The sequence below is a fragment of the Micromonospora sp. C31 genome (assembly GCF_018070575.1).
GTDB lineage: Bacteria > Actinomycetota > Actinomycetes > Mycobacteriales > Micromonosporaceae > Micromonospora.
In genome coordinates this window covers 109117-135479 of record NZ_JAGPXN010000018.1, presented here as the reverse complement: position 1 = coordinate 135479, position 26363 = coordinate 109117, and the positions used below count along the sequence as shown (strand labels likewise).

29 protein-coding genes are annotated in these 26363 nt (G+C 74.5%); 16 read left to right on the top strand and 13 right to left on the bottom strand.

Annotated features, from left to right (window positions below; genetic code table 11):
* Positions 1–167: 167 nt before the first annotated feature.
* Both KBX06_RS22040 and KBX06_RS22035 read right to left on the bottom strand, forming a co-directional pair.
* A complete protein-coding gene (locus KBX06_RS22040; protein ID WP_089000245.1) occupies positions 168–386 on the bottom strand; it encodes a hypothetical protein in 219 nt (72 codons plus the stop codon).
* Positions 387–463: 77 nt separating this feature from the next.
* Complete coding sequence (locus KBX06_RS22035; protein WP_210838135.1) at positions 464–1066, bottom strand: MBL fold metallo-hydrolase; 603 nt, start codon at positions 1064–1066, stop codon at positions 464–466.
* A gap of 100 nt (positions 1067–1166) precedes the next feature.
* On the opposite strand from KBX06_RS22035, the gene KBX06_RS22030 reads away from it, so the two are divergent.
* Positions 1167–1595, top strand: a complete 429-nt coding sequence (locus KBX06_RS22030; protein WP_210838133.1) for an archease — start codon at positions 1167–1169, stop codon at positions 1593–1595.
* Positions 1596–1628: 33 nt separating this feature from the next.
* Here KBX06_RS22030 and KBX06_RS22025 read toward each other — a convergent pair whose 3' ends face one another.
* From KBX06_RS22025 to KBX06_RS21995, 7 genes are all read right to left on the bottom strand, one after another.
* Positions 1629–3047, bottom strand: a complete 1419-nt coding sequence (locus KBX06_RS22025; RefSeq protein WP_210838131.1) for an RtcB family protein — start codon at positions 3045–3047, stop codon at positions 1629–1631.
* 28 nt (positions 3048–3075) lie between these two features.
* On the bottom strand, positions 3076–3690 hold the full coding sequence (locus tag KBX06_RS22020) for a GNAT family N-acetyltransferase (RefSeq protein WP_210838129.1): 615 nt from the start codon (positions 3688–3690) through the stop codon (positions 3076–3078).
* A gap of 94 nt (positions 3691–3784) precedes the next feature.
* Complete coding sequence (locus KBX06_RS22015) at positions 3785–4654, bottom strand: carbohydrate ABC transporter permease (RefSeq protein ID WP_210838148.1); 870 nt, start codon at positions 4652–4654, stop codon at positions 3785–3787.
* Between the two features lie 38 nt (positions 4655–4692).
* The gene (locus KBX06_RS22010; RefSeq protein ID WP_210838127.1) at positions 4693–5733 is read right to left on the bottom strand and encodes an ABC transporter ATP-binding protein; all 1041 of its coding nucleotides are present in this window, start codon (positions 5731–5733) and stop codon (positions 4693–4695) included.
* Positions 5730–7064 carry a sugar ABC transporter substrate-binding protein gene (locus KBX06_RS22005; protein ID WP_210838125.1) on the bottom strand — a complete coding sequence of 445 codons (1335 nt, stop codon included), beginning with the start codon at positions 7062–7064 and terminating at the stop codon, positions 5730–5732. Before KBX06_RS22005 ends, KBX06_RS22010 begins: the two co-directional genes overlap by 4 nt.
* Positions 7065–7066: 2 nt before the next feature.
* Entirely contained in the window at positions 7067–7921 is an 855-nt protein-coding gene (locus tag KBX06_RS22000; RefSeq protein WP_210838123.1) for a carbohydrate ABC transporter permease, read from the bottom strand.
* 26 nt (positions 7922–7947) lie between these two features.
* Positions 7948–10740: an exo-alpha-sialidase gene (locus KBX06_RS21995; protein ID WP_210838120.1), complete on the bottom strand. Its 2793-nt coding sequence runs from the start codon at positions 10738–10740 to the stop codon at positions 7948–7950.
* 149 nt (positions 10741–10889) lie between these two features.
* Here KBX06_RS21995 and KBX06_RS21990 point away from each other — a divergent pair, with 149 nt between their 5' ends.
* From KBX06_RS21990 to KBX06_RS21975, 4 genes are all read left to right on the top strand, one after another.
* Positions 10890–11309: an SDR family NAD(P)-dependent oxidoreductase gene (locus tag KBX06_RS21990; RefSeq protein WP_247686422.1), complete on the top strand. Its 420-nt coding sequence runs from the start codon at positions 10890–10892 to the stop codon at positions 11307–11309.
* A gap of 79 nt (positions 11310–11388) precedes the next feature.
* Positions 11389–12264: a pentapeptide repeat-containing protein gene (locus KBX06_RS21985; protein ID WP_210838145.1), complete on the top strand. Its 876-nt coding sequence runs from the start codon at positions 11389–11391 to the stop codon at positions 12262–12264.
* Positions 12265–12507: 243 nt separating this feature from the next.
* Positions 12508–12744 (top strand): preprotein translocase YidC, encoded by a 237-nt coding sequence (locus tag KBX06_RS21980; protein WP_210838118.1) that lies wholly within the window; start codon positions 12508–12510, stop codon positions 12742–12744.
* Positions 12745–12882: 138 nt separating this feature from the next.
* Positions 12883–13113 (top strand): hypothetical protein, encoded by a 231-nt coding sequence (locus tag KBX06_RS21975; RefSeq protein WP_210838116.1) that lies wholly within the window; start codon positions 12883–12885, stop codon positions 13111–13113.
* Positions 13114–13138: 25 nt separating this feature from the next.
* Here the strand turns inward: KBX06_RS21975 and rnhA are convergent, their stop codons facing one another.
* Positions 13139–13618, bottom strand: a complete 480-nt coding sequence (rnhA, locus tag KBX06_RS21970) for a ribonuclease HI (protein WP_210838113.1) — start codon at positions 13616–13618, stop codon at positions 13139–13141.
* Positions 13619–13875: 257 nt separating this feature from the next.
* A complete protein-coding gene (locus KBX06_RS21965) occupies positions 13876–15126 on the bottom strand; it encodes a lycopene cyclase family protein (RefSeq protein ID WP_210838112.1) in 1251 nt (416 codons plus the stop codon).
* 115 nt (positions 15127–15241) lie between these two features.
* On the opposite strand from KBX06_RS21965, the gene KBX06_RS21960 reads away from it, so the two are divergent.
* The 5 genes from KBX06_RS21960 (at position 15242) to KBX06_RS28765 (ending at position 18341) form a co-directional block, all read left to right on the top strand.
* Positions 15242–15418, top strand: a complete 177-nt coding sequence (locus KBX06_RS21960; protein ID WP_210838111.1) for a hypothetical protein — start codon at positions 15242–15244, stop codon at positions 15416–15418.
* Between the two features lie 109 nt (positions 15419–15527).
* A complete protein-coding gene (locus tag KBX06_RS21955; RefSeq protein WP_210838108.1) occupies positions 15528–16367 on the top strand; it encodes a metalloregulator ArsR/SmtB family transcription factor in 840 nt (279 codons plus the stop codon).
* A gap of 434 nt (positions 16368–16801) precedes the next feature.
* Positions 16802–17290 (top strand): hypothetical protein, encoded by a 489-nt coding sequence (locus tag KBX06_RS21950; protein ID WP_210838106.1) that lies wholly within the window; start codon positions 16802–16804, stop codon positions 17288–17290.
* A 111-nt stretch (positions 17291–17401) separates the two neighbouring features.
* Positions 17402–18022: a class F sortase gene (locus KBX06_RS21945; protein WP_307854715.1), complete on the top strand. Its 621-nt coding sequence runs from the start codon at positions 17402–17404 to the stop codon at positions 18020–18022.
* Positions 18023–18164: 142 nt separating this feature from the next.
* Positions 18165–18341 (top strand): hypothetical protein, encoded by a 177-nt coding sequence (locus tag KBX06_RS28765; protein WP_210838104.1) that lies wholly within the window; start codon positions 18165–18167, stop codon positions 18339–18341.
* A 6-nt stretch (positions 18342–18347) separates the two neighbouring features.
* Here the strand turns inward: KBX06_RS28765 and KBX06_RS21935 are convergent, their stop codons facing one another.
* Together KBX06_RS21935 and KBX06_RS21930 are read right to left on the bottom strand one after the other, a co-directional pair.
* Complete coding sequence (locus KBX06_RS21935; RefSeq protein WP_210838102.1) at positions 18348–20531, bottom strand: N,N-dimethylformamidase beta subunit family domain-containing protein; 2184 nt, start codon at positions 20529–20531, stop codon at positions 18348–18350.
* Between the two features lie 242 nt (positions 20532–20773).
* Positions 20774–21031 (bottom strand): hypothetical protein, encoded by a 258-nt coding sequence (locus tag KBX06_RS21930; RefSeq protein WP_210838099.1) that lies wholly within the window; start codon positions 21029–21031, stop codon positions 20774–20776.
* Between KBX06_RS21930 and KBX06_RS21925 the strand changes: the two genes are divergently transcribed.
* The 6 genes from KBX06_RS21925 to KBX06_RS21900 all read left to right on the top strand — a co-directional run bounded on the left by KBX06_RS21925 (position 20940) and on the right by KBX06_RS21900 (position 26319).
* The gene (locus tag KBX06_RS21925; RefSeq protein WP_210838140.1) at positions 20940–21386 is read left to right on the top strand and encodes a hypothetical protein; all 447 of its coding nucleotides are present in this window, start codon (positions 20940–20942) and stop codon (positions 21384–21386) included. The genes KBX06_RS21930 and KBX06_RS21925 overlap by 92 nt on opposite strands.
* Positions 21387–21581: 195 nt before the next feature.
* Positions 21582–22256 (top strand): tryptophan 2,3-dioxygenase family protein, encoded by a 675-nt coding sequence (locus KBX06_RS21920; RefSeq protein WP_210838097.1) that lies wholly within the window; start codon positions 21582–21584, stop codon positions 22254–22256.
* 99 nt (positions 22257–22355) lie between these two features.
* Positions 22356–23636: a tryptophan 2,3-dioxygenase family protein gene (locus KBX06_RS21915; RefSeq protein WP_210838095.1), complete on the top strand. Its 1281-nt coding sequence runs from the start codon at positions 22356–22358 to the stop codon at positions 23634–23636.
* The gene (locus KBX06_RS21910; protein ID WP_210838093.1) at positions 23633–24811 is read left to right on the top strand and encodes an aminotransferase class V-fold PLP-dependent enzyme; all 1179 of its coding nucleotides are present in this window, start codon (positions 23633–23635) and stop codon (positions 24809–24811) included. The genes KBX06_RS21915 and KBX06_RS21910 overlap by 4 nt, the downstream gene beginning before the upstream one ends.
* Positions 24808–25839 carry a methyltransferase gene (locus KBX06_RS21905; protein WP_210838091.1) on the top strand — a complete coding sequence of 344 codons (1032 nt, stop codon included), beginning with the start codon at positions 24808–24810 and terminating at the stop codon, positions 25837–25839. The genes KBX06_RS21910 and KBX06_RS21905 overlap by 4 nt, the downstream gene beginning before the upstream one ends.
* Before the next feature lie 63 nt (positions 25840–25902).
* Positions 25903–26319: a YchJ family protein gene (locus KBX06_RS21900; protein ID WP_307854714.1), complete on the top strand. Its 417-nt coding sequence runs from the start codon at positions 25903–25905 to the stop codon at positions 26317–26319.
* Positions 26320–26363 lie beyond the last annotated feature (44 nt).

Sequence of the window (26363 nt, the reverse complement as noted above, 5' to 3'; positions counted from 1 at the left end):
GGACGGCGGCCAGCCGGCTGGCCGCCGTCCGGCACCGACCGGTCCGGGGTACGCCCGGCCGCCGAGGCCAGCCGGGGTGACCGTCAGAACGTCACCGACGTCGCAGGGAGCAGCCAGCTCAACGCCGACCGAGACCGGCCGGCACCGCCCGATGCCGGCGGTCGCCGTCAGTCGGACACCTCGCGCCAGGCGGGATGGTTGCCGCGCCAGGCGCCGGCGAGGATGACCGCCGACGTCCGACCGGGGCATTCCTGCACCCGCGAGCGGCCGGATTCGCCGCCGATCCGTACCTGTACGTCCCAACGCTGCCCGTCAGTGCGGATGTACACGTCCCGACGCCCGCGCTGAGAAGTGTCACCGTTCCACCAGTGTTCTTCGACCCTCACCCCGCGACCGTATAGCAGTTCGTCCGTGGACGACACGGCCGGTGGCGGTGGAGATCGCAGCCGATCGGGCTGACGGTTCAGGCGGACTCCCCCGGCGCCAGGTGGCGGTAGCCGGGCACGGTCTCGGCGAACCAGCCGTTCACGCTGGTCAGGCTGCGCCCGTTGAGTTGGGCGTCGTGGATCGGAAACACCCGCTCGGCCCCCACGGCGTGGGCGAAGTCGATCGCCTCGGTGAGTTTCAGCCACGATGCCTGGGCCGGGACCAGCAGCGTCTCCACCGGCCGGTCCGGGCGGTGCAGGGAGTCCCCCGGGTGGTAGACGGCGTCGTCGACGAGGTAACCCAGGTTGGCGCAGTCGGGCTGGCCGCCGTGGATGGTGGCGTGCCGACCGCCGAGCGCGGTCACGCTCAGGCCGGCGGCGGTGAACCGCCGACCGGCGCCGACCCTGGTCACGGGCAGCGGCGCCAGTTCCGGCAGCTCGGCGCCCTCCGGCGCGAAGACCGGCACACCCAGACCGGCCAACCGGAGCACGTCGACGTGATCGGTGTGCTCGTGGGTGACCAGCACGGCGTCCGCGCCGGCCAGCGCCCGTGGCTCGCTCCAGGTGCCGGGGTCGATGACCAGCACGCCGCCGTCGTGTTCCAGCCGGACACAGGAGTGGGTGAACTTCGTGATCCGCATCCGCCGACCGTAACGCCGGCGCCCCCGCCGGGCCGGACGCCCGGCCCGGCGGAAACGGAAACCGGCCGTCGCGCGGAGCGCCGGGGCGGAGGATCGGGGCATGCAGCGACGATCCGGGCGGGGGCACCGCCGCCTGCCGCACACCGCCGACGTCCGCATCGAGGCGTGGGCCCCGACCCGGCCGGAGTGCGTCGCCGAGGCGGTCGTCGCGCTGGTCGGCACGTTCGTCGACCCCGCCGGGGCGCAACCGGGCGCGCGACGCGGGTTCCACGCGCCGGCCGGCGACGACGCGGACCTGCTGGTGGGCGTACTCGACGAGGTGATCTTCCGGATGGAGACGGCGGGTGAGCTGCCGCTGCACACCGACGTGGCCGACGACGGCGCCGGCGGCCTGCGGGTGCGCTGGCGCACGGCGGACACCGACGCCGTCGAGCTGGTCGGCGCGGTGCCGAAGGCCGTCTCCCTGCACGGGCTGCGCTTCGGCCCCGACGGCGGGGGCTGGTCCTGCGCGGTGACGCTGGACGTGTGAGCCCCGCGCCCGGCCCCACCCCGCGCCGCCCGTTCAGCCCTTCACCACGCCGAGCGGGACCAGCCGGGCCACCCTGCGGCACAGCCCGGCGCCCTCGGCGGCGGCCACCACCGCCGAGACGTCCTTGTACGCCGCCGGCATCTCCTCGGCCAGACCGCGCCGCGACGCCCCGCGCACCGCGACGTCCTGCGCCTCCAGCTGGGCGCGCGGGTCCAGCCCGCGCTCGGCGCGCACGGCCTGCCTGCGGCTCTGCACCCGGCCCGCGCCGTGGCAGGTCGACGCGAAGGCCGGCGAGCCCGGCACGCCGGTGAGCACGTACGAGCCGGTGCCCATCGAGCCGGGGATCAGCACCGGCTGGCCCACGTCCCGCAGGTCGTCGGGCAGTTCGTCGTGCCCGGGCGGCAACGCGCGGGTGGCGCCCTTGCGGTGCACGCACAGCGCGCGCCGCGCGCCGTCCACGGCGTGCGTCTCGATCTTCGCGAGGTTGTGCGAGACGTCGTAGACCAGGTCGAGCCGGCTGCCGGTGACCCGGGCGAAGACCCTCCGGGCGGCGTCGGCCAGCAGTTGCCGGTTGGCCCGGGCGTAGTTGGCGGCGGCGGCCATCGCGCCCAGGTAGGCGCGGCCCTCGGCGGAGGAGACCGGGGCGCAGGCGAGCTGGCGGTCCGGCACGTGGATGCCGTGGCGGGCCATCACCTTCTCCATCTTCCGCACGTGGTCGGTGCAGATCTGGTGGCCCAGCCCGCGGGACCCGCAGTGGATCATCACGCAGACCTGGCCGGGGCGCAGCCCGAAGGCGGTCGCCACCGCGTCGTCGTACACCTCCTCGACGGCCTGCACCTCGAGGAAGTGGTTGCCGGAGCCGAGGCTGCCGACCTGGCCCGCGCCGCGCTCGATCGCCCGCTCGCTCACCCGCGCCGGATCGGCGTCGGCGACGGCGCCGGCGTCCTCGCAGCGCGCCAGGTCCCGCTGCACGCCGAAGCCGCGCTCGACGGCGTAGCGGGAGCCACCGCGCAGCACCGCGTCGAGTTCCGCGCGGTTCGACAGGTGCCACACCGCGCCCCTGCCCATGCCGCGCGGGGTCGCCTCGCCCAGCCCGTCCAGCAGCGCGTCGAGGCGGGACCGCAGCCCGTCGCGATCGAGATCGGCGGCGAGCAGCCGCACGCCGCAGGAGATGTCGAAGCCCACCCCGCCGGGCGAGACCACGCCGCCCCGGGCCACGTCGGTGGCGGCCACGCCGCCGATCGGGAACCCGTAGCCCCAGTGCACATCGGGCATGGCGTACGAGGCGTCGACGATGCCGGGCAGCGTGGCGACGTTCGCGACCTGCTCCAGCGACCTGTCCTCCCCGGCGTCGGGCAGCAGCGACCGGGATGCGAACACCACCCCCGGCACCCGCATCGGGTCGTGCCGGTCGATCCGGAAGCGGTACGGCGACTCCTCCACCAGCTCCATCCCCGGCGGCTACCCGGGCCGGCGGTCCCTACACCCGCTCGCCGGCCGCCGGTCGGCGCATCGCCCAGACGTCGGGCCCGCCGTCGGGCACCCGCGCCCGGCCGGTGACCGCGAAACCGAGCCGCCGGTAGAAGCGCACGTTCGGCTCCGACGAGGTCTCCAGCAACGCCGGCAGGCCGGCGCGGTCGGCGTCGGCCAGGCCGGGCCGCAGCACCCGGGCGCCCAGCCCTCGGCCCTGGTCGGCCCCGCGCACGCCGACGGTGGCGAGCAGGAACGCCGGCTCGGCCGACCGCAGCGAGGCACAGGCCTCGTCGGCGGCGCGCAACGCCGGATACCGGTCGCCGGCCAGCTCGGCGTTGCGCGCCGCGACGCCCGCCCAGACGTCGTCCGGCACCGGCCGGTCCGGGCGCAGCCACACCGCCACCGCCGCCGGCCGGCCGGCGGGGTCGACCGCCGCCCAGACGTCGCCGTAGGGCAGCCCGACGGCGGCGACGGTGCCGGCGAACATCGCCGCCAGCCGCTCCCGGTGCCGGTCGGCCGCCACCGTCCAGGTCGTCCAGGGGTACCCGTCGAAGGCGTCGGCGAGCACGGCGGCCGCCCCGGCGGTCGACCCCGGGCCGATGCGGCGTACCTCGAACTGCATGCCGTCCTCCTCGCGCGCCGCCACCCGGGGCGGCGCAGTGCGCGATCATGCCACGGTGCCCGGGTCCGGCGCCCGGGGATATCCGGGGGGGTGCTCAGAGCCGGTAGAACGCCCGGTAGCGGCGGATCAGCCGCCACTGCACCAGCACCGCCGCCACGGTCAGCAGGATCATCACCAGGGTCGCGGCGGCCGCGTAGCCGTAGCGCAGGTACTCGAAGCCGGTGCGGTAGACGAACAGCGACAGGTAGGTGGTGGCGTACGGGGGCGGACCGCCGTCGGTCACCACGAAGGCCGGCACGAAGGAGAAGTGCAGGCTCTGGATGGCGTCGCGCACCGCCAGCAGCCCCAACGCGGGCGCCATCAGCGGCAGCGTGACGCGGCGGAACACGTCCCAGCCGGTGGCGTCCTCGATCGCCGCCATCTCGTAGACGTCGCGGGGCAACGCGCGGCGGGCTGCCAGCAGCACCACGAACGTCTCGCCGATGGTGAACAGGCTCATCATGATGATCGCCGCGCGGGCGTCGGTCGGGTCGGTGAGCCACTGCGGCGGGGTGCGCCCCAGCGCCGTCAGGCCGTTCTCCCCGCCCGTGCGCAGCAACTGGTTGACCGGGCCGTAGAGGGGGTTGAGCAGCCAGAGCCAGAGCAGCCCGTAGGCGATCTCCGGCACCGCGGTCGGCAGCACCGCCGCGGTGCGGGCGCTGCCGACGCCCACCGCCCGGCGGTGCAGCAGCAGCGCCAGGCCGAGCGCGAAGAGCATCCGCAACGGTACGGCCACCAGCGCGAAGACCAGCGAGTTGGTCAGCGACACCCGGAACACCGGGTCGTCCAGCAGCGCCGCGAAGTTGCCCAGCCCCACCCAGCGTGGCGGGCGCAGCAGGTCGTACTCGGTGAAGGCCAGCACCAGGGTGACCGCGGCGGGCAGCAGCACCAGCCCGACCAGCCCCACCAGGTACGGCGTCAGCATCAGCGCCAGCTGCCGGCGCGATCGGCGGTCCGTGCCCGTCACGGGACGTACCGGCGCCCGGAGCCGGCGTGGAAGACGTGCGCGTCGGCCCAGCGCACCCCGACGCGTACCGCCGCGCCGCGCCCGGGCCGGCGGGCGGCGGGCACCCGGGCGACGATCCGGTGCCCGCCGTCGAGGGCCAGGTACGCGTACGCGTCCTCGCCGACCACCTCGACCCGCTCGACGGTGGCGGCCGCGCCCTCGGCGGCGTCGAGCGCGACCGCCTCGGGACGAAATCCGATCTGCGTACCGTCCTGGTTCGCCCCTGGGACCACGGCGCCGTCGGGGCGCAGCGGGCCGTCGGCCGGCAGCAGGTTCATCGCCGGGGAACCGACGAAGCGGGCGACGAAGGTGGTGGCCGGGGTTCGCCAGATCTCGTCGGGGGTGCCGACCTGCTCGATGCGGCCGTCGCGCAGCACCGCGATCCGGTCGGCGAGCACCAGCGCCTCGGTCTGGTCGTGCGTGACGTGCACCATCGTCGCGCCCAGCCGGTCGTGCAGGGCCCGCAGCTCGGCGCGCATCTGCACCCGCAGCGCCTGGTCGAGGTTGGACAGCGGCTCGTCGAGCAGGAACACGTCCGGCTCACGCACCAACGCCCGGGCCAGCGCCACCCGCTGCCGCTCGCCGCCGGAGAGCTGTGCGGGCCGGCGGTCCAGCAGCCCGGCGCAGCCGACCGTCTCCGCCGCCGCACGGGCCCGCTCGCGGGCCGCCGCGCGGGGCGTGTCGCGCACCTCCAGGCCGAACGCGATGTTCTCGGCGACGCTCAGGTGCGGGAAGAGCGCGTACGACTGGAACACCATCGACACGTTGCGCCGGCCGGGGCGCTCGGCGGTGACGTCGCGCCCGGCGATGCGGACGCGGCCGGCGGTGACCGGCTCCAGGCCGGCGACGACGCGCAGCACGGTCGACTTGCCCGCCCCGGACGGGCCGAGCACCACCAGCAGCTCGCCCCGGGCGACGGTCAGGTCCACCTCGTGCAGCACGGTCGCCCCCCGGTACGCGGCCGAGACGCCGGCCAGGGCGAGGCCGGGGTCGCTCACCCGTGCTCCCCGCGGGCGAAGATCGGCCGGGTCTGCCGGTCGAGGTCGCGGATCACGTCGTCGAGCCGGTCGCCCCGGTGCACGGCGTTCTCCAGGATGCCGTAGGTGACGTCCTCGATCTCCGGCCAGGTGGAGACCGTCGGCAGCGCCCGGACGGTGGGGATGGCGTCGAGGAAGACCTTCGCGCTGCGCGGCGGCTGGGCGGGGCCGAGGAACGCCGGGGACCGCGACACCCCGACGTGCGACGGGACGGTGCGGCCGGTGGCCGCGACGATCCGCTGCCCCTCCTCGGCGATGGCGAACTCCAGGAACCGCCACGCGGCGTCCTTGTGCCGCGCGCCGCGCGTCATGCAGTACGCGTCGGAGTGCAGCACCCCGACCTGCGCCTGGTAGACGGGCAGCGGGGCGACGTCCCACTCGAAGCCGGTGATCGAGCGGAACGTGGTGGTGGAGCGGCGGGAACCCATCAGCATGGCGAGCCGGCCGTTGGCGAAGCGCGACTCGTCGTCCTCGGCCTCCACCTCCTCGTCGGTGGGCACCACCCCGTACGCCAGCCGCAGGTCGACGAGGTTCTTCAGCGCCTCCCGGGCGGCCGGGCCGTCCAGGGTGAGCCGGGTCGGCCTCGCCGGGTCGTCGACGATCTCGCCGCCGCCGGACCAGACGAACGGGGCGAGCCGGATGATCGACGGCTCCACCCCGAGGCCGTGCACGGCCGGGCGCAGCGCCGCGCCCTCGCTCTCGGTGGCCCTGACCACCACGCCGCGGGTGTCGCGGGTCATCGCGGTCGCGGTGGCGACCAGGTCGTTCCAGCTCCAGCCGGCCCTCGGCTCGGGCACGCCGTACCTGGCGAACAGGGTGCGGTTGTAGTAGACGGCCAGGCTGGAGACGTTCTGCGGCAGGCAGAGCTGCCGGCCCTGCCAGCGGAACGCGTCCCACGCCACCGGGTAGTAGTCGGCCGGGTCCACGGCCGCGGAGGCGGCCAGCCGGTCGTCAAGCGGCTCGATGACGTCCTTGGCGGCGAACTGACCGTAGAAGCGGTAGTTCATCAGGAACAGATCCGGCGGGGCGCCGCCGGCCACCGACGTGGCCAGCCGGGCCAGCAGGTCCTTGCGGTCGCTGGCCTCGACGAGCTGCACGTCGGCGCCGGGGTGGGCCTTCCCGTACGCCTCGACGAGGGTCCGGTAGGCGGCGAGTTCCTCGGGGGCGCCGAAGACCAGCAGCCGCACCGGGCCGTCGGCGGACGACCCGGCGCCGGAGCCGCAGCCGGCGGCGGCCAGCACGGCGGTGAGCAGCAGCGCGAGCAGCGCCTTCGGTCGCGTCGTCGGTCGCATCGTCAGTCTCGTCCCGTGGGGTCGTCGTGGTGGAGGAAGCGGCGCTGGGCGAGCACGAAGACGACCAGCGCCGGCACCGTGGCCAGCACCGCGCCGGCCAGGAACACCGGGAAGTTCGTCGGGTCCAGCACCGACAGGGAGCGCAGCGCCAGCGGCAGGGTGAACAGGTCGCGGTCGTAGACGTAGACCAGCGGGTCGAGGAAGTTCGACCAGGTGAGCACGAAGGTCAGCGCGGTGAGGCCGGCGGTGACCGGGCGCACCAGCGGCAGCGCCACCCGCCACCAGGTGCGCAGCGGCGAGAGGTCCGCCACCAGGCAGGCGTCGTAGAGGTCGCTCGGCAGCGCCCGGAACGCCAGGTGGTAGACCAGGACGTAGAGCGGCGAGGTGCCCAGCAGCGCCGGGGCGACCAGCGGCACCAGCGTGTCGGTCAGGCCGAGCATGCGGAAGATCGCGAAGCGGGGCACCAGCAGCGCCGTGGCCGGCACCATCAGCGCGACCAGGGAGGCCGCCACGACGACCCCGGTGGCGCGCGGGGCGATCCGGGTCAGCGCGAAGCCCGCCAGGGAGGCGACGAGCACGCTCAGCGGCACCGCGACGACCGCGACCAGCACCGAGTTGAGCGAGGCGCGCAGCAGCCCGCCGAGCTCGACGGCCTGGCGGTAGCCGGTGGTGGACACCGGTTCCGGCACGAGTTGCGGGGTGGGCGGCGGCGGCAGGCCCGGTTCGGTGAGCGAACCGGAGACCAGCAGCAGCAGCGGCGGGACGAAGACGAGCAGGACGAAGGCCGCGCCGAGGGTGTGCCAGGCACGGCCGGCCGCCGCGGGCAGCGGTGAGGGGCCGCGGGCGCGGCCCCTCACCGTGTCGTTGCCGATGGTCGCCTGCCTCAGAGCGTGAGCTGCCAGGCGCCGAGGCCGTGCGAGGCGGCGTAGAGGACCCGCTTGCCCGGCACGACGGTCAGCCCGGCGACCTCCACGTTCGGCATGCCCCGGGCCGCCTTCACCCAGCTCGTGCCACCCTTGGCCAGCCGCAGCACACCGAAGTCGGTGGCCGCGTAGAGCGTGCCGGTGACGTCGTCACGGACCAGGTCGGTGATCGGCTGGTCGCCGAAGTCGTACGACCGGTCGGTCCAGGTCGCGCCGGAGCCGGCCAGCCGCACCTCGAACGCGTGCCCGGTGGTGGCCGGGGTGTTCGAGTTGAACCCGCTGTAGGAGACCCACGCCCGGGCCGGGTCGGCCGGGTCGACGTGGACGCTGGTGACGAAGCGGTTCGGCGTGGCGGCGGTGTCGATGCGCGTCCAGGTGACCGCCGACGCCGGTTCGGCATCGACGTTGCGGGACACGAACACCCGGCCGGTGCTGGTGGCCGCGTACGCCGTGGACGAGTCGGACGCGACCCGCTGGACGACCGAGACGGCGCCGCCGGCCCGGTCGCCCCACGCGGCGTCGGTCAGGTTGACCGTGCCCAGCGGCGCGAAGTCGCCGCACTGCGCCTCGAAGGTACCGGTCCAGGTGTTGCAGATCCGGTTGGCCTCGGCCATGCTCCGGTCGCCCAGCCCGAACGTCTTCGTCCGGTAGACGGTGCGCGAGGTGCCGGCGAACATCGTGCCGCTGACCTTCGGGTCGCTGATCACCGGGGCGTAGAACAGGGTGCCCGGGTGCCCGAAGATCGGGTCGGAGATGGAGATCCAGCTGCCGACGTCGCCATTGGCGAAGTTCACCTCGGGCGTGGCGTCGTAGAAGGTGTGGAAACGGAACTCCGGCCTGCCGACGTCGAAGCCGGACGCGCCGCCGTCACCGATCATCGTGTTGACCCAGCGCCGGCGCTCGCCCTTGTTCTCCCAGGTGCCGTTGTCCTGGGTGCCGCCCTGCAACAGCCGGTGGTCGTGCGGGCTGACCGACAGGCTGATGAACTGCAACGTGTTCATGCCCTTGTTGATGCCGTCCAGCTTCGACGGGATCTTCGACAGCATCTGCTTGCAGCGGTCCTTCTGCGCCTGCGTGGTCAGGTTGCGGTCCGGGTTGTCGCACCAGGCCGACCGGTCCACGAACTGGCCGCTGGAGCGCATCACGCCGCCGTCGTTGGCCTCGAAGAACTGGTACGGGTTGCGCGGGTTGGTGACCAGGGCGTGCTGGTCGGGGTGCAGGCCGTTGGGGTGCACCTCGTCGGTGCCGTCGAAGGTCATGTCGGTGCCGCTGACGCCCGCGTCGGTGGACAGCACCACGGCCCGCTTGTGGGCGACGGTCTCGCCGTAGACGTAGGAGCCGCCGGTGTAGACGATGTCCGGGTGCCCGGCCGGGGTGTGCACGAACACGTCGTACCAGCACTGGCCGCCGCACTGGTTGTAGGTGGCGTAGCCCGGGTCTGCCGGGTTGGCGCTGGTCAGGTCGGCGAACGCCGGGGCGGCGCCGGCCACGTCGTCGCTGCGGAACAGCCGCGAGTACGGGTTGCCGAGGTTGCCCTCGTGGACGTACATGCGGGTCTTGCCGTTCGGCAGGGCGGTCACGTCGATCGCGGCCCGGGTCTGGAAGACCGCCGGGTTCAGCGAGGGCTTGATCTGCGTCCAGGAGGCGCCGGCGTCCGCGGAACGCCAGACCCCCCGGGCGTACGAGGAGGCGTAGACGATGTTCGCGTCGCGCGGGTCCAGCTTGACGTAGCGCACGCCGCGCGGCGAGCAGGCCGCGGTGTTGCCGTATTCGGCGGCACTGCCCGTGCACTGGGTCGCGTCGGCCGAGCCGTTGTGGATGAACTTCCAGTTCGCGCCGCCGTCGGTGGACTTGTAGAGGCCCCACTTCTCCGCGTCGGGCACCGGCCGGGTGATGCCGGTGCAGCAGGAACTGGACATCCCGCGCAGGGCGATGGTGGTGGCGACGTAGAGCGTCTTCGGGTCGCCCGGCTTGACGGTGATCTCGCCGATGCCCTTGCCGGCGAGGGCGTCCTTGCCCAGCGGGCCCTTCCAGGTGACGCCGCCGTTGGTCGACTTGTAGAGCCCGACGCCGGCGACGCAGCCGGAGGCGCAGGTGTTGGCCTCGCCGGTGCCGACGTAGATGGTCAGCCCCGTCTTGTCGTTGCGGTCGATCTTGACTGAGCCGGCCGCGTTGATGCCCAGCGGCCCGCCCAGGTAGAACCACTTCGGCTCCGCCGCGAGCACGTTCAGGGTGCCCCAGACGCCGCCGCCGGCCGGCGTGACGTACGCCCGGCAGAGCAGGGCGTTGCAGTCCGGGGCGATGTCGATCGAGGTCACCCGGCCACCCGCGACGTACGCGTTCGGCACGTAGTTGGAGGCGTTGCGGAACTCGGTGAACGGGTAGAGCGCCTCGCTCGGGCCGATGTTCGTCCAGCCGCGGGTGCCGCCGGCGCGCCGCTCGGCGGCGGCGTACGCCGACTTGGAGCGGTCGACCTGGGCGATGCTGATGGTGTTGGCCGGGTACGCGCGCTCCAGGAACTCCTGCTGCGCGGCGTTGCCGGGCCCGTCCGGCGACATGCCGTCGCTGCCCGGCACGGCCTGGCGCAGCCGTTCCATGTGGGCGCCGAGCGCCCCCGGCATCTCCCCGTCACCGGCCGCGGCGACGGGGGTCGGCACCTCGGCGCCGGCGAAGTGGATTCCGATGAGCCCGGTCGATGCCACCAGGGCACCGACCGCCAGTCCTGCGAGCAGATGGCGACGTCTGCGCTTCACGAGGTCCCTCCGGCAGAAGAAGGCGCCACCTCAGCGCGACCCTCCGGATTGGCGACCGTCGCTGGCAGCGTCCACCGTGGAGGATGGCAGAGCGCATCGACGCAGACAATACTCTGCGTGGACGGTGTTCGACGCATGGTTGCATTCGCATGGAACGGGTAGTGCGCCGACAGGCCATCGCGTCACGACAACCACCCGAGGATCGCCATCGTCACGGGCGCCGACTCCGGCAGCGGGCCGCCCGGCGGCTGCGGGCCACGGGGCTGGGCGGCCGGATCGTCAACATCACCAGCGTGCACGAGCACGCGACCCGGGTCGGCTCGGCCGCGTACTGTGCCGCGAAGGGCGGGCTCGGCCTGCTGACCAGGGTGATGGCACAGGAACTGGCGGGCGACGGGACCACCGTCAACGCGGTCGCCCCGGGCGAGATCGCCACCCCGATGACCGGCCAGGAGGACGTCGACCCGTGCGCGCATGGAGCGGCCCGGGGTGCCCGGCGGCGGCCGCACCCCGCCCACGGCCCCCGCCCGCCGAGCGGGCCCGGAGAGCGCACCCCCGCGGCCCGGTGACCGCCGCGCGCCGGGACAATGGGAGCCTCCGCCGCGGGGCCGCCGGCGGAGGACCCCGATCGGCAGGAGAACGGTCAGCGTGTCGGAAACTCCCGAGGCGACGTCGTCGGCGGACGGGTTGCGCGCCGACTGCGCCCGGTGCTTCGGGCTGTGCTGCGTCGCGCCGGCCTTCTCCGCGTCGGCCGACTTCGCCGTCGACAAGCCCGCCGGGCAGCCCTGCCCGAACCTGCGGGCCGACTCACGCTGCGGCATCCACGCCGACCTGCGCGAGCGGGGTTTCCCCGGTTGCACCGTCTTCGACTGCTTCGGCGCCGGGCAGCGGGTGGCCCAGGTGACCTTCGGCGGCCGGGACTGGCGCGACGCACCGGAGACCGCGACGCGCATGTTCGACACGTTCACGGTGATGCGGCCACTGCACGAGCTGCTCTGGTATCTGACCGAGGCCCTCGCGACACGCCCGCCGCAGCCGCTGCGCGACGAGTTGTCCGTCGCGCTCGACGAGACCGGGCGGCTGACCCGGGAGCCCGCCGAGACGCTGCTGACGATCGACGTGGACGCTTACCGGGGTCGGGTCAACCCGCTGCTGTCGCGCGCCGGGGACGTGGCCCGCGCCCGGGGCGGCCGACCGGGCGTGGACCGGCGGGGTGCCCAGTTGTTCGGCGTCGACCTGCGCCGGGCCGACCTGCGCCGGGCGAACCTGCGCGGGGCGCTGCTGATCGGCGCCGACCTGCGCGGCGTCGACCTTGGCCTGGCCGACCTCACCGGCGCCGACCTGCGGGGGGCCGACCTGCGCGGCGCGAACCTGTCCGGCAGCCTGTTCCTGCACCAGGCACAGCTCGACGCGGCCCGGGGCGACCAGCGCACCGCCCTGCCGCCCGGCCGGACGCGCCCCGGACACTGGTCGCCCCTGTCGCTGACCCCCCGCCCCCGCCGTCCCCGCCCGTCGCCGTCTTGATGCCCCCGGCCGGCACCTCCCCGCTCGCCCTGCCCCTCGCTGCCCGATCGTTGGCAGTCGAGCTTCTCGACACGCCGGCGAACGCGTAGCTCACCCGCCAACGAGGAGGTGCGCGCCCCTGGTTGCAGCGAGGGCCCGTCGTCACGGACCGGGCGGGGCCGGTGGGGCGGGTCGGGTGGGTTTCGGGTGGGGGGTCGGGGGTAGGCGGGGTCGACGCAGCGGTGCACGGGAGGGGAGGCAGCGGTGGGATATCGGGCGCGCGACGGTGAGCTGCCGGTCGACCCGGCGCACGCCGAGGACGAGGCCGGGCAGGCCCGGCTGGTCCAGGTCGAGGCGGACACCGACGTCCCGGCGCCGGACGACACGACCCAGAAGCCCGACATCGTCACCGAGGACGACGGCTCGGGCATGGCGGGCGGCGCGTCGGGCAGCTCCAGCGGCGGGTCCGGCACGCCGGGACACCCGGACGCGGCGCGCTGAGCGCCACGACCCACGCCTGCGGGCAGGCCACGCAGAGGCACGTTTGCGAGCAGGCCACGGGAGCAGACGCGGCGCCTGCGGGCAGGCCGCGGGGACAGAGGCACGTTTGCGGACAGGCCACGGGGGCAGGAGTGCGGCATGACCGAACAGAACCGTACCGACCGGGCAGCCACCGACGAGCCGGACGGCGCCACCGCCATGCAGGCGTCGCTGCGGCCGCCGGGCGAGTCCCTGCACAGCACCGACGACACCGGCGACGACTTCGCCGACCTGCCGGCCGAGGACCGGCGTTCGGCCCGGGAGGTCAGCCGCGCCGGCTACGACGTCGACGCCGTCTCCGGCACCACCGACCCGAGCCGCACCGAGTGACCTGATCGCCGGCCCACCGGCGACGTCAACGGGTGGCGGGCACCGCCGACGCGCGGGCCTCGGTCATGCCCCGGTTGGCCAGCGCGTCGGCGCGCTCGTTCTCCGGGTGGCCGTTGTGCCCCTTCACCCACAGCCAGGTGATCTCGTGCCGGGCGCACGCGGCCTCCAGCCGCTGCCACAGGTCGGCGTTCTTGACCGGCTGCTTCGCGGCGGTCCGCCAGCCGTTGCGCTTCCACGAGGCCAGCCAGCTCGTGATGCCGTTGCGCACGTACGTGCTGTCGGTGTGCAGCTCGACCGTGACCGACCGGGTCAGGCTCTCCAGGGCCTGGATGGCCGCCATCAGCTCCATCCGGTTGTTGGTGGTCGGGGTCGCCTCGCCGCCGCACAGTTCCCGCTCGTGCGCGCCGAAGCGCAGCACCACGCCCCACCCGCCGGGGCCGGGGTTGCCGCTGCACGCCCCGTCGGTCCAGATCTGCACGACCCTGCCGGCCGTCTCGTCCACCATGTCGGCAACCTACCGAATCCGCACCGTCTCCCCCGCCGTCGGGGCGGCGGAAAAGGCCCGTGACCCGGCGCCTGGCCGCTGGCCACCCGGGACGGGGAGTTGGGACGGCCTGCGGGCCGAGGTGCGCGCGAGGATCGACGAGCTGGTGGCCCCGGGCCGACCGTGGCCGCGACGAAGACGCTGCTGAGCGCGACGGCGATCCGATGGAGGAGCTGCGCGTCCTGATCCGCGACGCCGCACGGGCCGGCTGAGGCGGCTCAGCCCTCGGCGTCGGCCCGGTCGCCGACCACCGGTCGCGGGACCGTCCACGTCGCCGGCCGCCGGGCCGGACCGAGGCGGTCGCGCAGCCGGGCCGTGGCGTCGCCAGCGGTGGCGGCGACCATCGGCAGCAGCCGGGCGGAGCTCATCAGCGCCACCTCCTCCGCCGGACTGGTGGCGCCGTCGAGGAACCGCAGCACCCGCTCGGCGGGGTTGCGCTCGAAGAGCCGCCCGAAGAAGTCCGGCCCGTCGACATTGCCGGCGTCGAGCGCCCGGAGCGCGACCGCGTCCATCCAGCGGTGGCGACGGGGGTACGCGGGTCCGGGCACCGGCGGACGGCCGGCGGCGAGGGCGCGGGCGACCTGCTCGGCCTGGCGGTGCATGGCGGAGAAGGTGAATCCGGTGGACGGCCGGGTGGCGCCGCCGGCCGTGCCGAGGCGGACCACCCGGGGCGACGGCCGGGCCTCGAACGGGCCGTCGGTCATCGGGATCACCCCGTTCTCCACCTCCCGGACCCGCAGCCGGGCCGGGTCGAGGCCGAGCAGGTCCCGGTAGCCCGCCAGCGCCGCGTCGTACCCGGCGTCGGTGAGCAGGTCGGGGCCGAACTCCGTGTACTCCACCAGGGCGTACCGGTCGCTGACCGGCAGCACGTAGCCGAACGACACGCCCCGGGCGGGCTGCGGGGTGCGGAAGTCCATCAGGACGGCCCGGGCCGGGTCGAAGACCGGCGCGTCGGACTCCAGCCACCAGCCCCGGAAGTGCTGGAGCCAGTTGGTGCGCCCGGGTCGCCGGGGCGGCCGGGGCCGGGAGTCCAGCACCCAGGACGCGCGGACGGTCGGGCCGGCCCCGCCCGTACGCACCAGCACGCGATCGCCGTCGTCGTGCAGGGCGTCGACGGGTGCGACGATCCGCCGCACCCCGAGCCGCCGCTCGGCCACGGCAGCCCGGTCGTAGACCGGGCCCGAGCGCAGCATGGCGTACCGCAGGGGGGCGAGGTCGAGCACGCGGCGGCCGGCGGGCGTCGCCACCTCGACGTGGGGCCAACTCGCGGCCAGCAGCGGGTCCAGGTCGCTGCCGGGCCGGTCCCAGAACGCCCAGGTCCGGTCCTGGCCGCGCCGGTGGACCGGGTCGACGACGGCGACCCGCAGGTCGCGCACGCCGTGCCGGTCCAGTGCCGCGAGGACCAGCGACGCGGCGCCGCCGCCACCGACCAGCGCCAGGTCGACGTCCAGCGGTGCGCAGGTGTTCACGCCGCCCACGCTGCCACACCGCCCGGGCCGTCCCCCCACCGACCGGCCCTCCGGCCCGGCCCTCGGGCGGCGGGCGGCGGGCGGGTGGGGCGCGAGGTACGTCGACGGCGGCGTCATGGCCGTTCCGTTCATGATCGGCAAGCCCGGCGCATTCGTGCTCCACAGCGGCGCGGAGAACACCTTCCTCGACTGGCGGGACACCCTCGCGGCGTTCGGCGACATCCACTGGCTCGAGGAGGGCATCTCCGCGCTGGTGGGGCTGCTGCACGACGACGTCGACCGCCCGGCCTGACCGCTCCTGCCGCCTTCGACGGGTGAGGGCGGCGACACGCTGGACATGCAGCCGTCCGGTTGCCTAACCTGACATGCAGCCAGGTGACTGCATGTGCGAGGTGAGCTGGGTGGACGACGTGTTCCGGGCGCTGGCCGACGCGAGTCGGCGCCGACTCCTCGACGACCTCGACCGGCGCAACGGGCAGAGCCTGCGCGAGCTGTGCGCCGGGCTCGACATGACCCGGCAGTCGGTCAGCAAGCACCTGGCGGTGCTGGCGGCGGCCAACCTGGTGACCACCGTGCGACGCGGCCGGGAGAAGCTGCACTACCTCAACCCCGTCCCGATCAACGCCATCGCCGAACGGTGGATCGACCGCTACGACCGCGAGCGGGTGCGCGCACTCGCCGACCTACGGACAGCTCTGGAGCGGGAGCCGGTGGACAGTCCCACATTCGTCTACACCACCTACGTCAACACCACCCCGGAGAAGCTCTGGGCCGCGCTGACCGAACCGGCGTTCACCCGCCGCTACTGGGGCGGCGTCGCGCTGCGCTCGGACTGGCGGGTCGGCTCCCCCGTGCTGTGGCAGGACGAGCCGGGCGGCGAGTTCCGCGACCTCGGCCAACGCGTCCTGGTCGCCGAGCCGTTCCGCCGGCTCTCCTACAGCTGGCACGGCTTCCAGCCGGAGCACGCCGCGCACTTCGGCTGGTCAGACGAGGAGTTGGCGGCCCGGCTCGGCGAGCGGAGGTCCCGGGTCACCTTCGACATCGCCCCGTACGGCGGGTTCGTCAAGTTGACCGTCACCCACGAGGACTTCTCCCCGGGCAGCGAGATGTACCGGGCGGTCAGCGGCCAGCTCGACGGCAGCGGCGGCTGGCCGGAGCTGCTGGCCAGCCTCAAGTCGCTGCTGGAGACCGGGGAGCCGCTGCCCGAGCCGCACCCCGGAAGCGCCACCGCGCAGGGCTGACCCACCCCTGCCCCGGCACGGGGGCCGGCACCGCCGCACCCCGCTGTCGGTCGACCGGCACCGGCGGCGCGTCCCGCCCCGAGCACGGACGCGTCCGCCCGGAGCAGACCGGCCAGGACCGGGCCAACGCGGCGGGCCGGACGCGTACTTCCCGCCGCGGGGCACGATTCGCGAGACGGGCCGAGACGGCCCAGCCCCGACAGTACGACCCCCGGTGGCATCGGCACGGCCAACCCTCGCGGGTGGGCCGTGCCGGCATTTCCGCTGCTCCCTCCGCCTCCCGGGTGGACACGTGACGGCAACGAGGATTTCTCATTTTCACCGGATGGGGGGCCCAACCCTCCTAGGGTTGGTCACACCGGTGCTAGTCACGGAGTTGGCCACCCGAACGACGTCCCACGCAGTCAGCGGACGAAAAGTGAGGGAAGACGCGTATGAAGGCAAAGACAGTTCTCGTATCGGCGGCGCTCGGCGTGGGTCTCGGCACGCTCCTGCTCCCCGGCGCGGCGCTGGCCGACACCGTCGTGTCACCGGCCACCACGCCGGTCGGCGGGACGGTCGTGCTCACCGCGACGACCTGCAACCCGAAGTCCGGCGACGCGATCTTCCGCGTCACCGGCCCCGACCGCGACCAGAACGTCCGGTCCACCACGGCGGCGGCCGGGGGCGGACTGAGCGCCGAACTCTTCACCGCCGGCTTCACCCTGGGCACCTACACGGTGGCCGCCACCTGCGGCGACGGCAGCGCGGCCGGCAGCGCCACGTTCACCGTCACCCCGATCGGCGGGGCCCAGGCCGGCGGGCGCGGCGGCACGGACGGGACCGGCGCGTTGGCGGCCGGCGGCGCCCTGCTCGGCTCCGCCGCGGGCGGCGCCCTGATCCTGGCCCGCCGCCGACGCCACATGGCGGCGGCCACGCTCTGACCGACGGCCCCGCGCCGTCCAACCTGGAGAACCGTCCATCCCTGCAACGGGTGCCCGCACCGGTGACGCACCGGAGCGGGCACCCGGGCGAACGCGTACGGAGGTGGGATCGTGTCCTGGCGCAGGCCCGGCTGGGCGGTCACGGTCATCGTCCTGCTCGCCACGACGGGGCTCGGCCTGATCGCCGCCGGGATGGCGACGATCCCGCCCCGCCCGCCCCGGCCGGAGGCCGCCGACGCCCCCGCCCGGGCCCGCTCCGCGCCTGCGGTGCCGCCGCTGCACCGGGCCGAGCCGGTGGACGTGCGGATCCCGGCCATCGACGTACGGGCGCGGATCGTCCCGGTGGGCGCCGACGCCGAGGGACGCCTGGAGGTGCCGCCGCTGGACCGGCCCGCTCTGGCCGGCTGGTACCGCCACGGTGTCAGCCCCGGCGAGAGCGGCAACGCCGTGCTCGTCGGGCACGTCGACTCCGCCGCCGGCCCGGCCGTCTTCTTCGACCTCGGCCGGCTGCGGGCCGGCGACACCGTACGGGTCACCCGCGCCGACGCCAGCGTCGCCACGTTCGCCGTCGACGGCGTCGGGTCGTACCCGAAGGACCGCTTTCCCACCGACCTGGTCTACGGGCCCAGCGACGCCACCGGCCTGCGGCTGATCACCTGCGGCGGCCGGTTCGACCGGGACACCGGCAGCTACGTCGACAACGTCGTCGTGTTCGCCACCCGGGTGCCGTGACCCCGCGACCACCCGGGGCGAGTACGGTGTCCGCGCGGTTGCCTCTTCCGTTTCGACCGGCTGCTCGGCCGGCGGGTACCCGGGCAGCGCGAGCCCGAGCCCCGACGCGCCGACCCCGTCGCCGTGGTCGCTGTGTGGCTACGTGGACGGGCGGCGCGAGCCCGGCCGCCCGCACAACGCCGACGCGTACGCCCGCAACCGTCGCGCCCGGGACGGCTTCGTCTGGCTGGGCCTGCACGAGCCGGATCCGACGGTGCCGGCAATGGCGCTGGCCGCGTTCACCCTGCACCGCCTCTTCCGCCGCTCGGGCTGGCTCTGAGCGTGGTCACTCCATCGTCGACGGCTCGGGGATGGCGGGTGCGGGGCTGGTGCGCGGCATCGGGACCTCGGTGGCCCGGACCGCCGGGGCCGAGGCCAGCATCCGGTCGAAGACGTTGCGCAACAGCGTCGACATCGCCGGATCGTCGGCCAGGGCGCCGACGAACGAGACCGAGGACGCGCTGAAGACCAGCGCGCCGCCGGGCCGCTCCAGGAAGACCATCGTCGCGCCGCCGCCCCCCGGATTCTCGCCCCGGGCGATGACCTGCGCCGGGGACGCCTCGCCGGCCAGCCCGCGCAGCCCGTCGGTCTCCCAACCGCTGGCGGCGCCGTTGTAGCCCGTGCGGCCGAACCTGCTGCCGGCCACCAGGCCGGTGCCGGCCAGCAGCGGATGCTCGCGCAGCACCTGGTACGGGGCGTACGTGCCGGCGGCGGTGTAGTTGGTGCCGAGCAGCTGCGAGGCGGGCAGGCCCAGCTCCGTGTAGACGTCCCGCCTGCCGTCGCCGCGACGGTAGGTCACCACCGTCCGGGCGGAGTCGACCTGCACCCGCTCGTACAGGCCGTTGCCGCCCGGGTAGACGACCCGGCCGCCGCCGGCCTGGAAGTTGACCAGGCGCTGGCGCATCGTGTCGGACCAGTACTCGGGATGGCTGCCCAGCACGAGCACCCGGTAGCTGGTCAGCCAGCCGTTGGAGCCGTGCAGGTCGGCGTCCTCGTAGACGTCGAAGGCGAGCCCCTCGCGGGACATCCAACGGGTCAGCAGGAGGTCCGAGAAGAGGGTGTGGTCCCGGATGCCGGGGTCGTCGACGTTCAGCTCCGTCGACGGCCGGCGTACGGACAGGGGTCGCCGGCCGGTCCAGTCCGGGCAGTACTGGTTGTGCCCGCCCCAGCTGTTGTAGGCGTTGTAGGTGAAGGTCGGCAGCAACACCGCGATCGGACTGGTGGGGCGGGTCGGCCGCACGAGGAAGGGCACGTACCGGCGCAGCCCGTCGGGGCCCTCCAGTCGGGCCGCGTAGAGGCCGGGCTGCCAGTCGGCGGGGACCGCGAACCGCAACCGGTCCGACCAGCCGCAACCGACCCGGAGGAACCCCACCGGCAGCGGCTGCACGCCCCCGGTCACGGGCAGCGGCTGCGAGACGACCACGGGGTCGCCGGGGCTGGGTGCCACCCGGACGATCGACGCGGTGAGCGACGGGAACCCGGTCGACACCGCGATCCGCGCCACCCCACCCTGAGCCACGCTGGGCGTGTTGGCGTAGCCCTGGAGGCCGGCCTGGGTCTGCACCGTCCAGCCGGAACCGACCCTCTTCCCGGTACCGCTGTTCATCCAGGCGGCCCGCCGGTCGGGGCCGGCGGTGGTGTGGTTCGTCAACCGGTACTGCGTGAGCACGCCCGTCTGCCGGACGCTGGCCGCGTTCGGCGGGATCGCGTACAGCGATCCCTGGCCGGTGAACCACACCCCGTCGTTGAGGAAGAAGGTGCGGAAGCCGGAGCCGATCCGCAGGCCCGAGCCCGCGGCCCAGGTACCGCCGCCGAGGTGCCGGTGCCAGCGGAGGTCGCCGTAGTGGTAGGCGTAGAGGACGCCGGAGGTGTCGGCCTGCAGCACGGCGCCGACGAAGCCGCCACCGATCCGCTCCCCCCGGACGGTCCACGCCTTGCCGACCAGGTCGTACTGGTGCAGGAACAGCTCGCCTTCGGCGTTCTGCCCGTAGAACGCGCCGTGGAACCCGCACAGTCGGGGGTAGCGCTCGAATCCGGCGCCGATCCGCCCGCCGCTGATCCAGGTACCGGCGCCGGTCGTCGAGTTGGTCAGCCGGTAGCGGTAGTAGTGCATGGTGCCGTCGCCGCGTACGGCGTAGAGCGAGCCGTCGAGGCCGCCGAAGACCGTCCGGAACTGGTGCCAGCCCGAGCCGATCCGGCGGCCCGACCCGCTCGCCCACCGGAACGCGCCGGTCTGCCAGCCCGTGTGCCGGTACCAGTACAGCGCGCCGTCGGCCTGGATCGCGAAGATGACGCCGTACCCGCCGCCCACCAGGCGGACGAACCGTTGCTGCGGGTCGTACCGGGGCACGGCCGCCGACGCGCCGGGTGGGCCCGCCAGCAGCAGCGGCGGCACGGAGGCGGCGATGACGGCGCCGTGGCGCAGCAGTCGTCGGCGCGGCATGCCGTGCGGGTGCGGCGTGTTCCCCATGGCCACCCTCTTCGGCGAGGCGGATGTACTGGGCAACCTACGTACGCGCGGGCGTCGAGGTGGTCCCGTGGGGCGTCCCCGGCGGAGAAATCGGATGATCCGCGAGTACGTCCGCCCGGCCGGCCTCCTCGCCCCACCGATCCAGCGATTGACATTCACGAATGTGTAGTCGCTCGGGGCGTGGGATCGGCGCGGCCCGGCGAGGCCGGCCGGACCGGGTCCACGCCGGCCGGGCCGGCGGGTCAGTCCGTACCGGGCGGCGCCTCGCCGAGCGCGAGGGCGCGCAGCGGTACGGGCTTGACCGGCGCCTGCGCGGTGAACGCCCCGACCTCCTCCGGCCCGCGACCGGTGAGCGTGCGGATGAGCTGACACAGGCCCCATGGCGCCCGGCCCGAAGGTGGCCGGGCGCTGGCCCGGCGCCGGTGGCCGGGCCGGCTGCCCGGTCGCTCGACGGGGCGGCCCGTCCGGCGGCAGCCGATCGCCACGGCGGCCCTGGTCATCCTCGGCGGGTGGCTGCTGGTGGCGCTGTCCGTCCCGCTCGTCGCGCCGTACGACCCGCCGGCCCAGAGCCCCGACGCCTACGCGCCGCCGTCCGGCACGCACTGGTTCGGCACCGGCCCCTCGGCCGTGACGTGTTCAGCCGGGTGGTCCACGGGCCGGGAGTTCACGGTGGCGCCCGGCCCGGCCCTGCGCTACGCCCCCGTCCGTGCCGACGTGCCCGTACTGGTGGGGACGTGGGGGCAGCGGACCGCCCGGACGGCCGCCGCGTTCGCCTCGGAGATCAAGGTCGGCGGCGCGCCGGTGCCGACGCGCCGCCGCCGGCCGTGTGACGTGTCAGCCGTCCACCGCTGTTGACCCGTGTTGATCTATGTGTTATTCCGCCGCGTTTACACAACGCAAAAAACTGGCGTAAACCTCCCCTTTCGGAGTGCGGCACGGCCCGCAACGAAGACGTGACACATTGCCTTTCGTCGTTGCATAATGTCCGCCGCACGCGCTGTCGGGACATCGGTTCCCGACGTAGCGACGCTGACCGAAAGGGACAACTCCGTGAAGCGGGACCACTCACCTGTCCTTCCTGGCGACGGCGCCACGGACTACGCGCGCTACATGCGCACGGACGCGCTGCTCGACCTGCAACGGAACCCGGCGGAGATGATCCACCGCGACGAGTTGCTCTTCCAGGTGGTACACCAGTCAACCGAACTCTGGCTGAAGCTCGCGGCGGCGGAACTGACCGAGGCGGTCGCCCGGGTCCGTGCCGGCGAGCCCGCGGCGGCCGAGCCGCTGCTGGCCCGGGCGACGCTCGGGGTCCGGCTGGTCACCGACCAGCTGGAGATGTTCCGCCACCTCTCCCCGGCCGCCTTCGAGGCCATGCAGCCGGCGCTGGGCAAGGGTTCCGGCGCCGAGTCCCCGGGGTGGCGGCGGGTCCAGGCGGCGAGCCGACAGCTCGGCCTGGCATTCACCGACCACCTCACCGCCCGCGGGACGGCCCTGGCGGAGCTGCGCCGGGCGGACCCGACGGACCCCGTCCACCGACTCGCCGAGGCGATGATGGAGTGGGACGAGCGGGTGTCGCTGTGGCGGGTGCGGCACTACCAGGCCGCCCTGCGGGTCGGGGGCCACGCCCCCGACGGCGCCGAGGCGACGGTGCTCGCCAAGCTCATCGGGCACCGGTTCTTCCCGGAACTGTGGCAGGCCCGCGTGAAGTCCGTGCACGCGTGAAAGCGACCATTCCCGTGCCGACCGGCCATCGCAATCCCCACCCACCCCTTAATTGTCAATCAACTCCCCGTTCGCAGTTGACACGGGCCGAATGTCGAGGTGCGGTTCGTGCGTGAACTGACGAGTTGGTTGTCGGGTGCCGCCGACCCGGACGATTTTCCGTACTCCGCCGTGCTGGCGGAGTACCACCGCGTCGGCAAGCACTTCGTCGAAAAGGAACTCCTGGCCCTGCTGGACCAGATCCGGGCCCAGGTGACCGTCCCGACGGCCGACCCGCCGGGGCCCGCCGTCCAACTGCTGCGCGACTTCCTCGACGTAGCGCTCGACAAGTGGGACGGCCGCTACGACTACCGCAGCTACCTGGCGCTGCGCCTGCTCCGGCTGCCCTGCGGCGAGGACGAGGGGCCGGGCGAGGACGACGGGCACCCGGACCGCGCGCGCCGAGACCGCGACCGGCTCCTTGTCGGCCTGGTCGCCGACGCGCTGGCGTTCGAGCTGGCCGCCGCGTCCGACGCCACCGACCTGCTGCCCGAGGACCGGCCGGACCGGGAGGTGGTGGCCAAACGTCACCGGCTCGGCGTGCGGGCCGCGTCCCCCGCCCTCGTCCGCCTGGGCCTGGCCGGGGCGGCCCACGACCCGGAGCCGGCGGCCGTGCTGCGGGACCTCGCCGCCGAGCGCGCTCCCGCCGGGGAGCCGGCGCTGTGGCTGAGCATGCTGCCGGTCTACGTGTCGCACGACGAGTACCTGTTCATCCGGGTGCTCCAGTCGTACGAGTGCCTCTTCGCGGGCCTCGTCGACGAGCTGCGCGCCACGATCGCCGCCCTGGCTGCCGGCCGGGCCCGGCCGGCGGCCGACCGGCTGGCGTACGCCCGCGAGCAGCTCACCGCCGCCGGGCCGCTGTTCTCGCTGCTGGCCACCATGCAGCCGACGGCGTTCCGGACGTTCCGGCAGTACACCGACGGGGCCAGCGCCATCCAGTCGCGCTCCTACAAGCTGATGGAGTCGTTGTGCCGCACCCCGGAGGGGACGCGGCTGGAGTCGCCCGCCTACCAGCAGGTGCCGGAGGTACGCGACCGGGTGCACGCCGGGCAGCCGTCGATCGACGAGGCGTTCCGCGCGGCGGTGCGCGACAGCCTGCTCACCGGAGCGGACGTCGACCTCGTGGCCCGGGCCATGCGCGCGTTCGCGGCGGCCGTGCTCCAGTGGCGGCGCACGCACCACCGGCTGGCCACCCGGATGCTCGGCTCCCGCCCCGGCACCGGCTACACGGAGGGCACGCCCTACCTGGCCACCGTCCGGTCCATCCCGGTCTTCACCGCCGTCACCCACGATCCGGGTCCCTCGTCGGGGACCGCACCGACCGGAGGCAGCCCCGAGTGAACACGCCCGAGCCGGCACCCGGCCCGCACACGCCCGAGTGCCTCGATCCCGCCGCCCACGCCGCCCTGCGCGCCGAGTTTCCGCTGCTGGAGACCTGCGTCTACCTGGGCAACAACTCCACCGGGGCCGTGCCGAGGGGCGCCGAACACGTGCTCGCCGGCTACTGGGAGACGCTGCGCGGCTGGCGCGACGACGTCTGGCAGGACTGGCACGTGGGCCTCGACCGCTACGCCGACTCGATCGCCGCCCTCATCGGCGCGCCCCCGGGCAGCGTGGTCACCGACGCGAACCTGAGCACGCTGCTCGTCCGGATCGCGTCCTGTTTCGACTACCGCGCGCCGCGCGACCGGGTCGTCACCACCGACCTGGAGTACCCGACCGTGCCGTTCATCTTCAACGCGTTCCGCCGCTACGGCGCGCGCCTCGACGTCGTCGGGTCGGGCGGTCCCCGGTTCGACGAGGACGCCCTCGAAGCACGGATCGACGAGCGCACACTGCTGGTGTGCGTCCCGCACGCCAGCTTCTCCTCCGGAGCCACCATCGACCTGCCCCGACTGGTGCGCCGGGCCCACGACGTCGGCGCCCTGGTGGTCGTCGACGCCTTCCAGAGCGTCGGGGTCGTCCCGCTGGACGTGACGGCGCTCGGCGTCGACGTCGTCCTCGGCGGCGCGCACAAGTGGCTCTGCGGGATCGCCACCGCCTTCCTGTACGTCCGCCCCGACCTGGCGACACGGCTGGAACCGGCCGCCACCGGCTGGCAGGCCGGCGACCGGGCACTGACGTTCAAGCTCTCGACGGGCTGGGCGCCCGGCGCCCAACGGTTCGCCGGCGGGACGCCGTTCCCCCTCACCTCACTGGTCTCCCAGGTCGGCCTGGACCTGCTCGCCGGGGTGGGCGTCCCCGCCATCCGGCGGCACTCGCTCGCCTGCACGGCTCGGATCCTGGAGCGGGCGGCGGCGGCCGGCATCGACGTGGTCAGCCCGACCGAGCCGCACCGGCGCGGCGGCGTGGTGTGCCTCGACGTCGCCGACGGCGAGGCCGTCAAGCGGCGGCTGGCGGCGCGGAACATGGTCTGCACCTGGCGGGGCTACCTGCGGATCGGTCCGCACGTCTACAACACCCTCGACGAGGTCGACGCGTTCATGGACGCGCTGGAAGAGGAGCTGGGCCGGTGAACGTCACCCTGTCGCCGCGGGCGCTGATGAGCCTGCTCGCCAACGGGCCCAAGGCCATGGACGTGCTGGAGACCGCGCTGGGCATGGGACTGCTCGACGCCCTGGAGCCGGGGCCGGTCCGCCTCGGCGAGCTCGCCGAGCGGTTCGACGTACGGCCCCTGCGGCTCTACAAGTTCCTCGACTGCCTGGAGAGCCTCGGCTTCGTAGGGCGCGGCGAAACGGGCGACGACATCGCCTCGACCACCTACCGGGCGGCGCCCGGGCTCCGCGACGCCGTCGCGGCGGTGGTCGGCCCGGACGCCGTCGAGCGCGACCGGGACCGCTACCCCTGGCGACGGCTGCACGGCCGGCTGGCCGAGAGCCTGCGCGGCGAGGTCAGCATGAGCGACGACGACTTCGCCTGGCCGCCGAGGACCGACGGGCAGACCGCCGACTTCGAGCGCAGCATGGCCGTCGGGCTCGGCCCGGTGATCGAGGCGGTGCACCGCAACGCCGAGCGGCTGTGGCCGGGCCGCCAGCGCCTGCTGGACGTCGGCGGCGGCGACGGCACGCTCGCCGCGCACGTCCTCGACGACGCCCCGGCGCTGCGGGTCGACGTGTACAACCTGCCGGCGGTGGCGCCGCTGGTGCAGGCCACCCGGGCCCGCGCGGGGCACCGGGAGCGGCTGGGGTTCGTCGGTGGCGACTTCCTCGCCGAGCCGCTGCCGGCGGGCTACGACGCGCTGGCGTTCGTCCGGGTGCTGCACGACTGGCCGGACGAGGTCGCCCGCCGGCTGGTCGAGAAGGCGTACGCGGCCCTGGAGCCGGGCGGGATGCTGCTGATCTGCGAGGAGTTCCGCACCCCGGACCGGCTGGCGATGCAGTTCTTCTGGAGCTACTTCCTGATCGGGGTCGACGGCTGCGTGAGCCGGCTGCGGGAGGTCGAGTTCTACACCGGCCTGCTCAAGGAGGTCGGCTTCGAACGGGTGACGGTGCTGCCCGGCGGCTGGGAACTGGTCTGCGCGTACAAGCCGACGGTCGGGACGTGACGCGACCGCCCCGGAGGCGACGTCGGCCGCGGTGCCCGGCGGGCCGTCGGACACAATGGGCCGGTGGCGAAACGACCCCGCCGGCGGGCGGCCGACGATCCTGACCGGCCCTGCCCCTGCGGCTCCGGGCAGCCGTACGCCGGATGCTGCGGGCGGCTGCACCGGGGCGAGGCGGACGCGGCGACCGCCGAGGCGCTGATGCGCTCGCGGTACAGCGCCTTCGCCGTCGGCGACACCGCCTACCTGCTGCGCAGCTGGCACTCCTCGACCCGGCCGCGCCGGCTCGACCTCGACCCCGGCCAGCACTGGACGGGTCTGGAGATCGTCGACACCGACCGGGGCGGGCTGTTCGACGCCACCGGCAGCGTCGAGTTCCGGGCCCACCACCGCGCCGGCGGCCAGCCGGGCACGCAGACCGAGCGCAGCCGGTTCGTCCGCGAGGACGGTCGCTGGGTCTACCTCGACGCGCTGCCCGACTGACCCCGTCGCGGCGGACGGGCGACGGGCCCGGCGGCGGTCGCACG

Coding starts and splice junctions, on each gene's coding strand:
- KBX06_RS22015 (WP_210838148.1), bottom strand. CDS start 4,654: ATGCTGACGCCGTACCTGGTGGGGCTGGTCGGGCTGGTGCTGCTGCCC.
- KBX06_RS21960 (WP_210838111.1), top strand. CDS start 15,242: ATGGCCGTTCCGTTCATGATCGGCAAGCCCGGCGCATTCGTGCTCCAC.
- KBX06_RS22030 (WP_210838133.1), top strand. CDS start 1,167: ATGCAGCGACGATCCGGGCGGGGGCACCGCCGCCTGCCGCACACCGCC.
- KBX06_RS21935 (WP_210838102.1), bottom strand. CDS start 20,531: ATGGGGAACACGCCGCACCCGCACGGCATGCCGCGCCGACGACTGCTG.
- KBX06_RS21975 (WP_210838116.1), top strand. CDS start 12,883: ATGACCGAACAGAACCGTACCGACCGGGCAGCCACCGACGAGCCGGAC.
- KBX06_RS21950 (WP_210838106.1), top strand. CDS start 16,802: ATGAAGGCAAAGACAGTTCTCGTATCGGCGGCGCTCGGCGTGGGTCTC.
- KBX06_RS22035 (WP_210838135.1), bottom strand. CDS start 1,066: ATGCGGATCACGAAGTTCACCCACTCCTGTGTCCGGCTGGAACACGAC.
- rnhA (WP_210838113.1), bottom strand. CDS start 13,618: ATGGTGGACGAGACGGCCGGCAGGGTCGTGCAGATCTGGACCGACGGG.
- KBX06_RS22005 (WP_210838125.1), bottom strand. CDS start 7,064: ATGCGACCGACGACGCGACCGAAGGCGCTGCTCGCGCTGCTGCTCACC.
- KBX06_RS21930 (WP_210838099.1), bottom strand. CDS start 21,031: ATGACCAGGGCCGCCGTGGCGATCGGCTGCCGCCGGACGGGCCGCCCC.
- KBX06_RS21990 (WP_247686422.1), top strand. CDS start 10,890: ATGGAACGGGTAGTGCGCCGACAGGCCATCGCGTCACGACAACCACCC.
- KBX06_RS22025 (WP_210838131.1), bottom strand. CDS start 3,047: ATGGAGCTGGTGGAGGAGTCGCCGTACCGCTTCCGGATCGACCGGCAC.
- KBX06_RS22020 (WP_210838129.1), bottom strand. CDS start 3,690: ATGCAGTTCGAGGTACGCCGCATCGGCCCGGGGTCGACCGCCGGGGCG.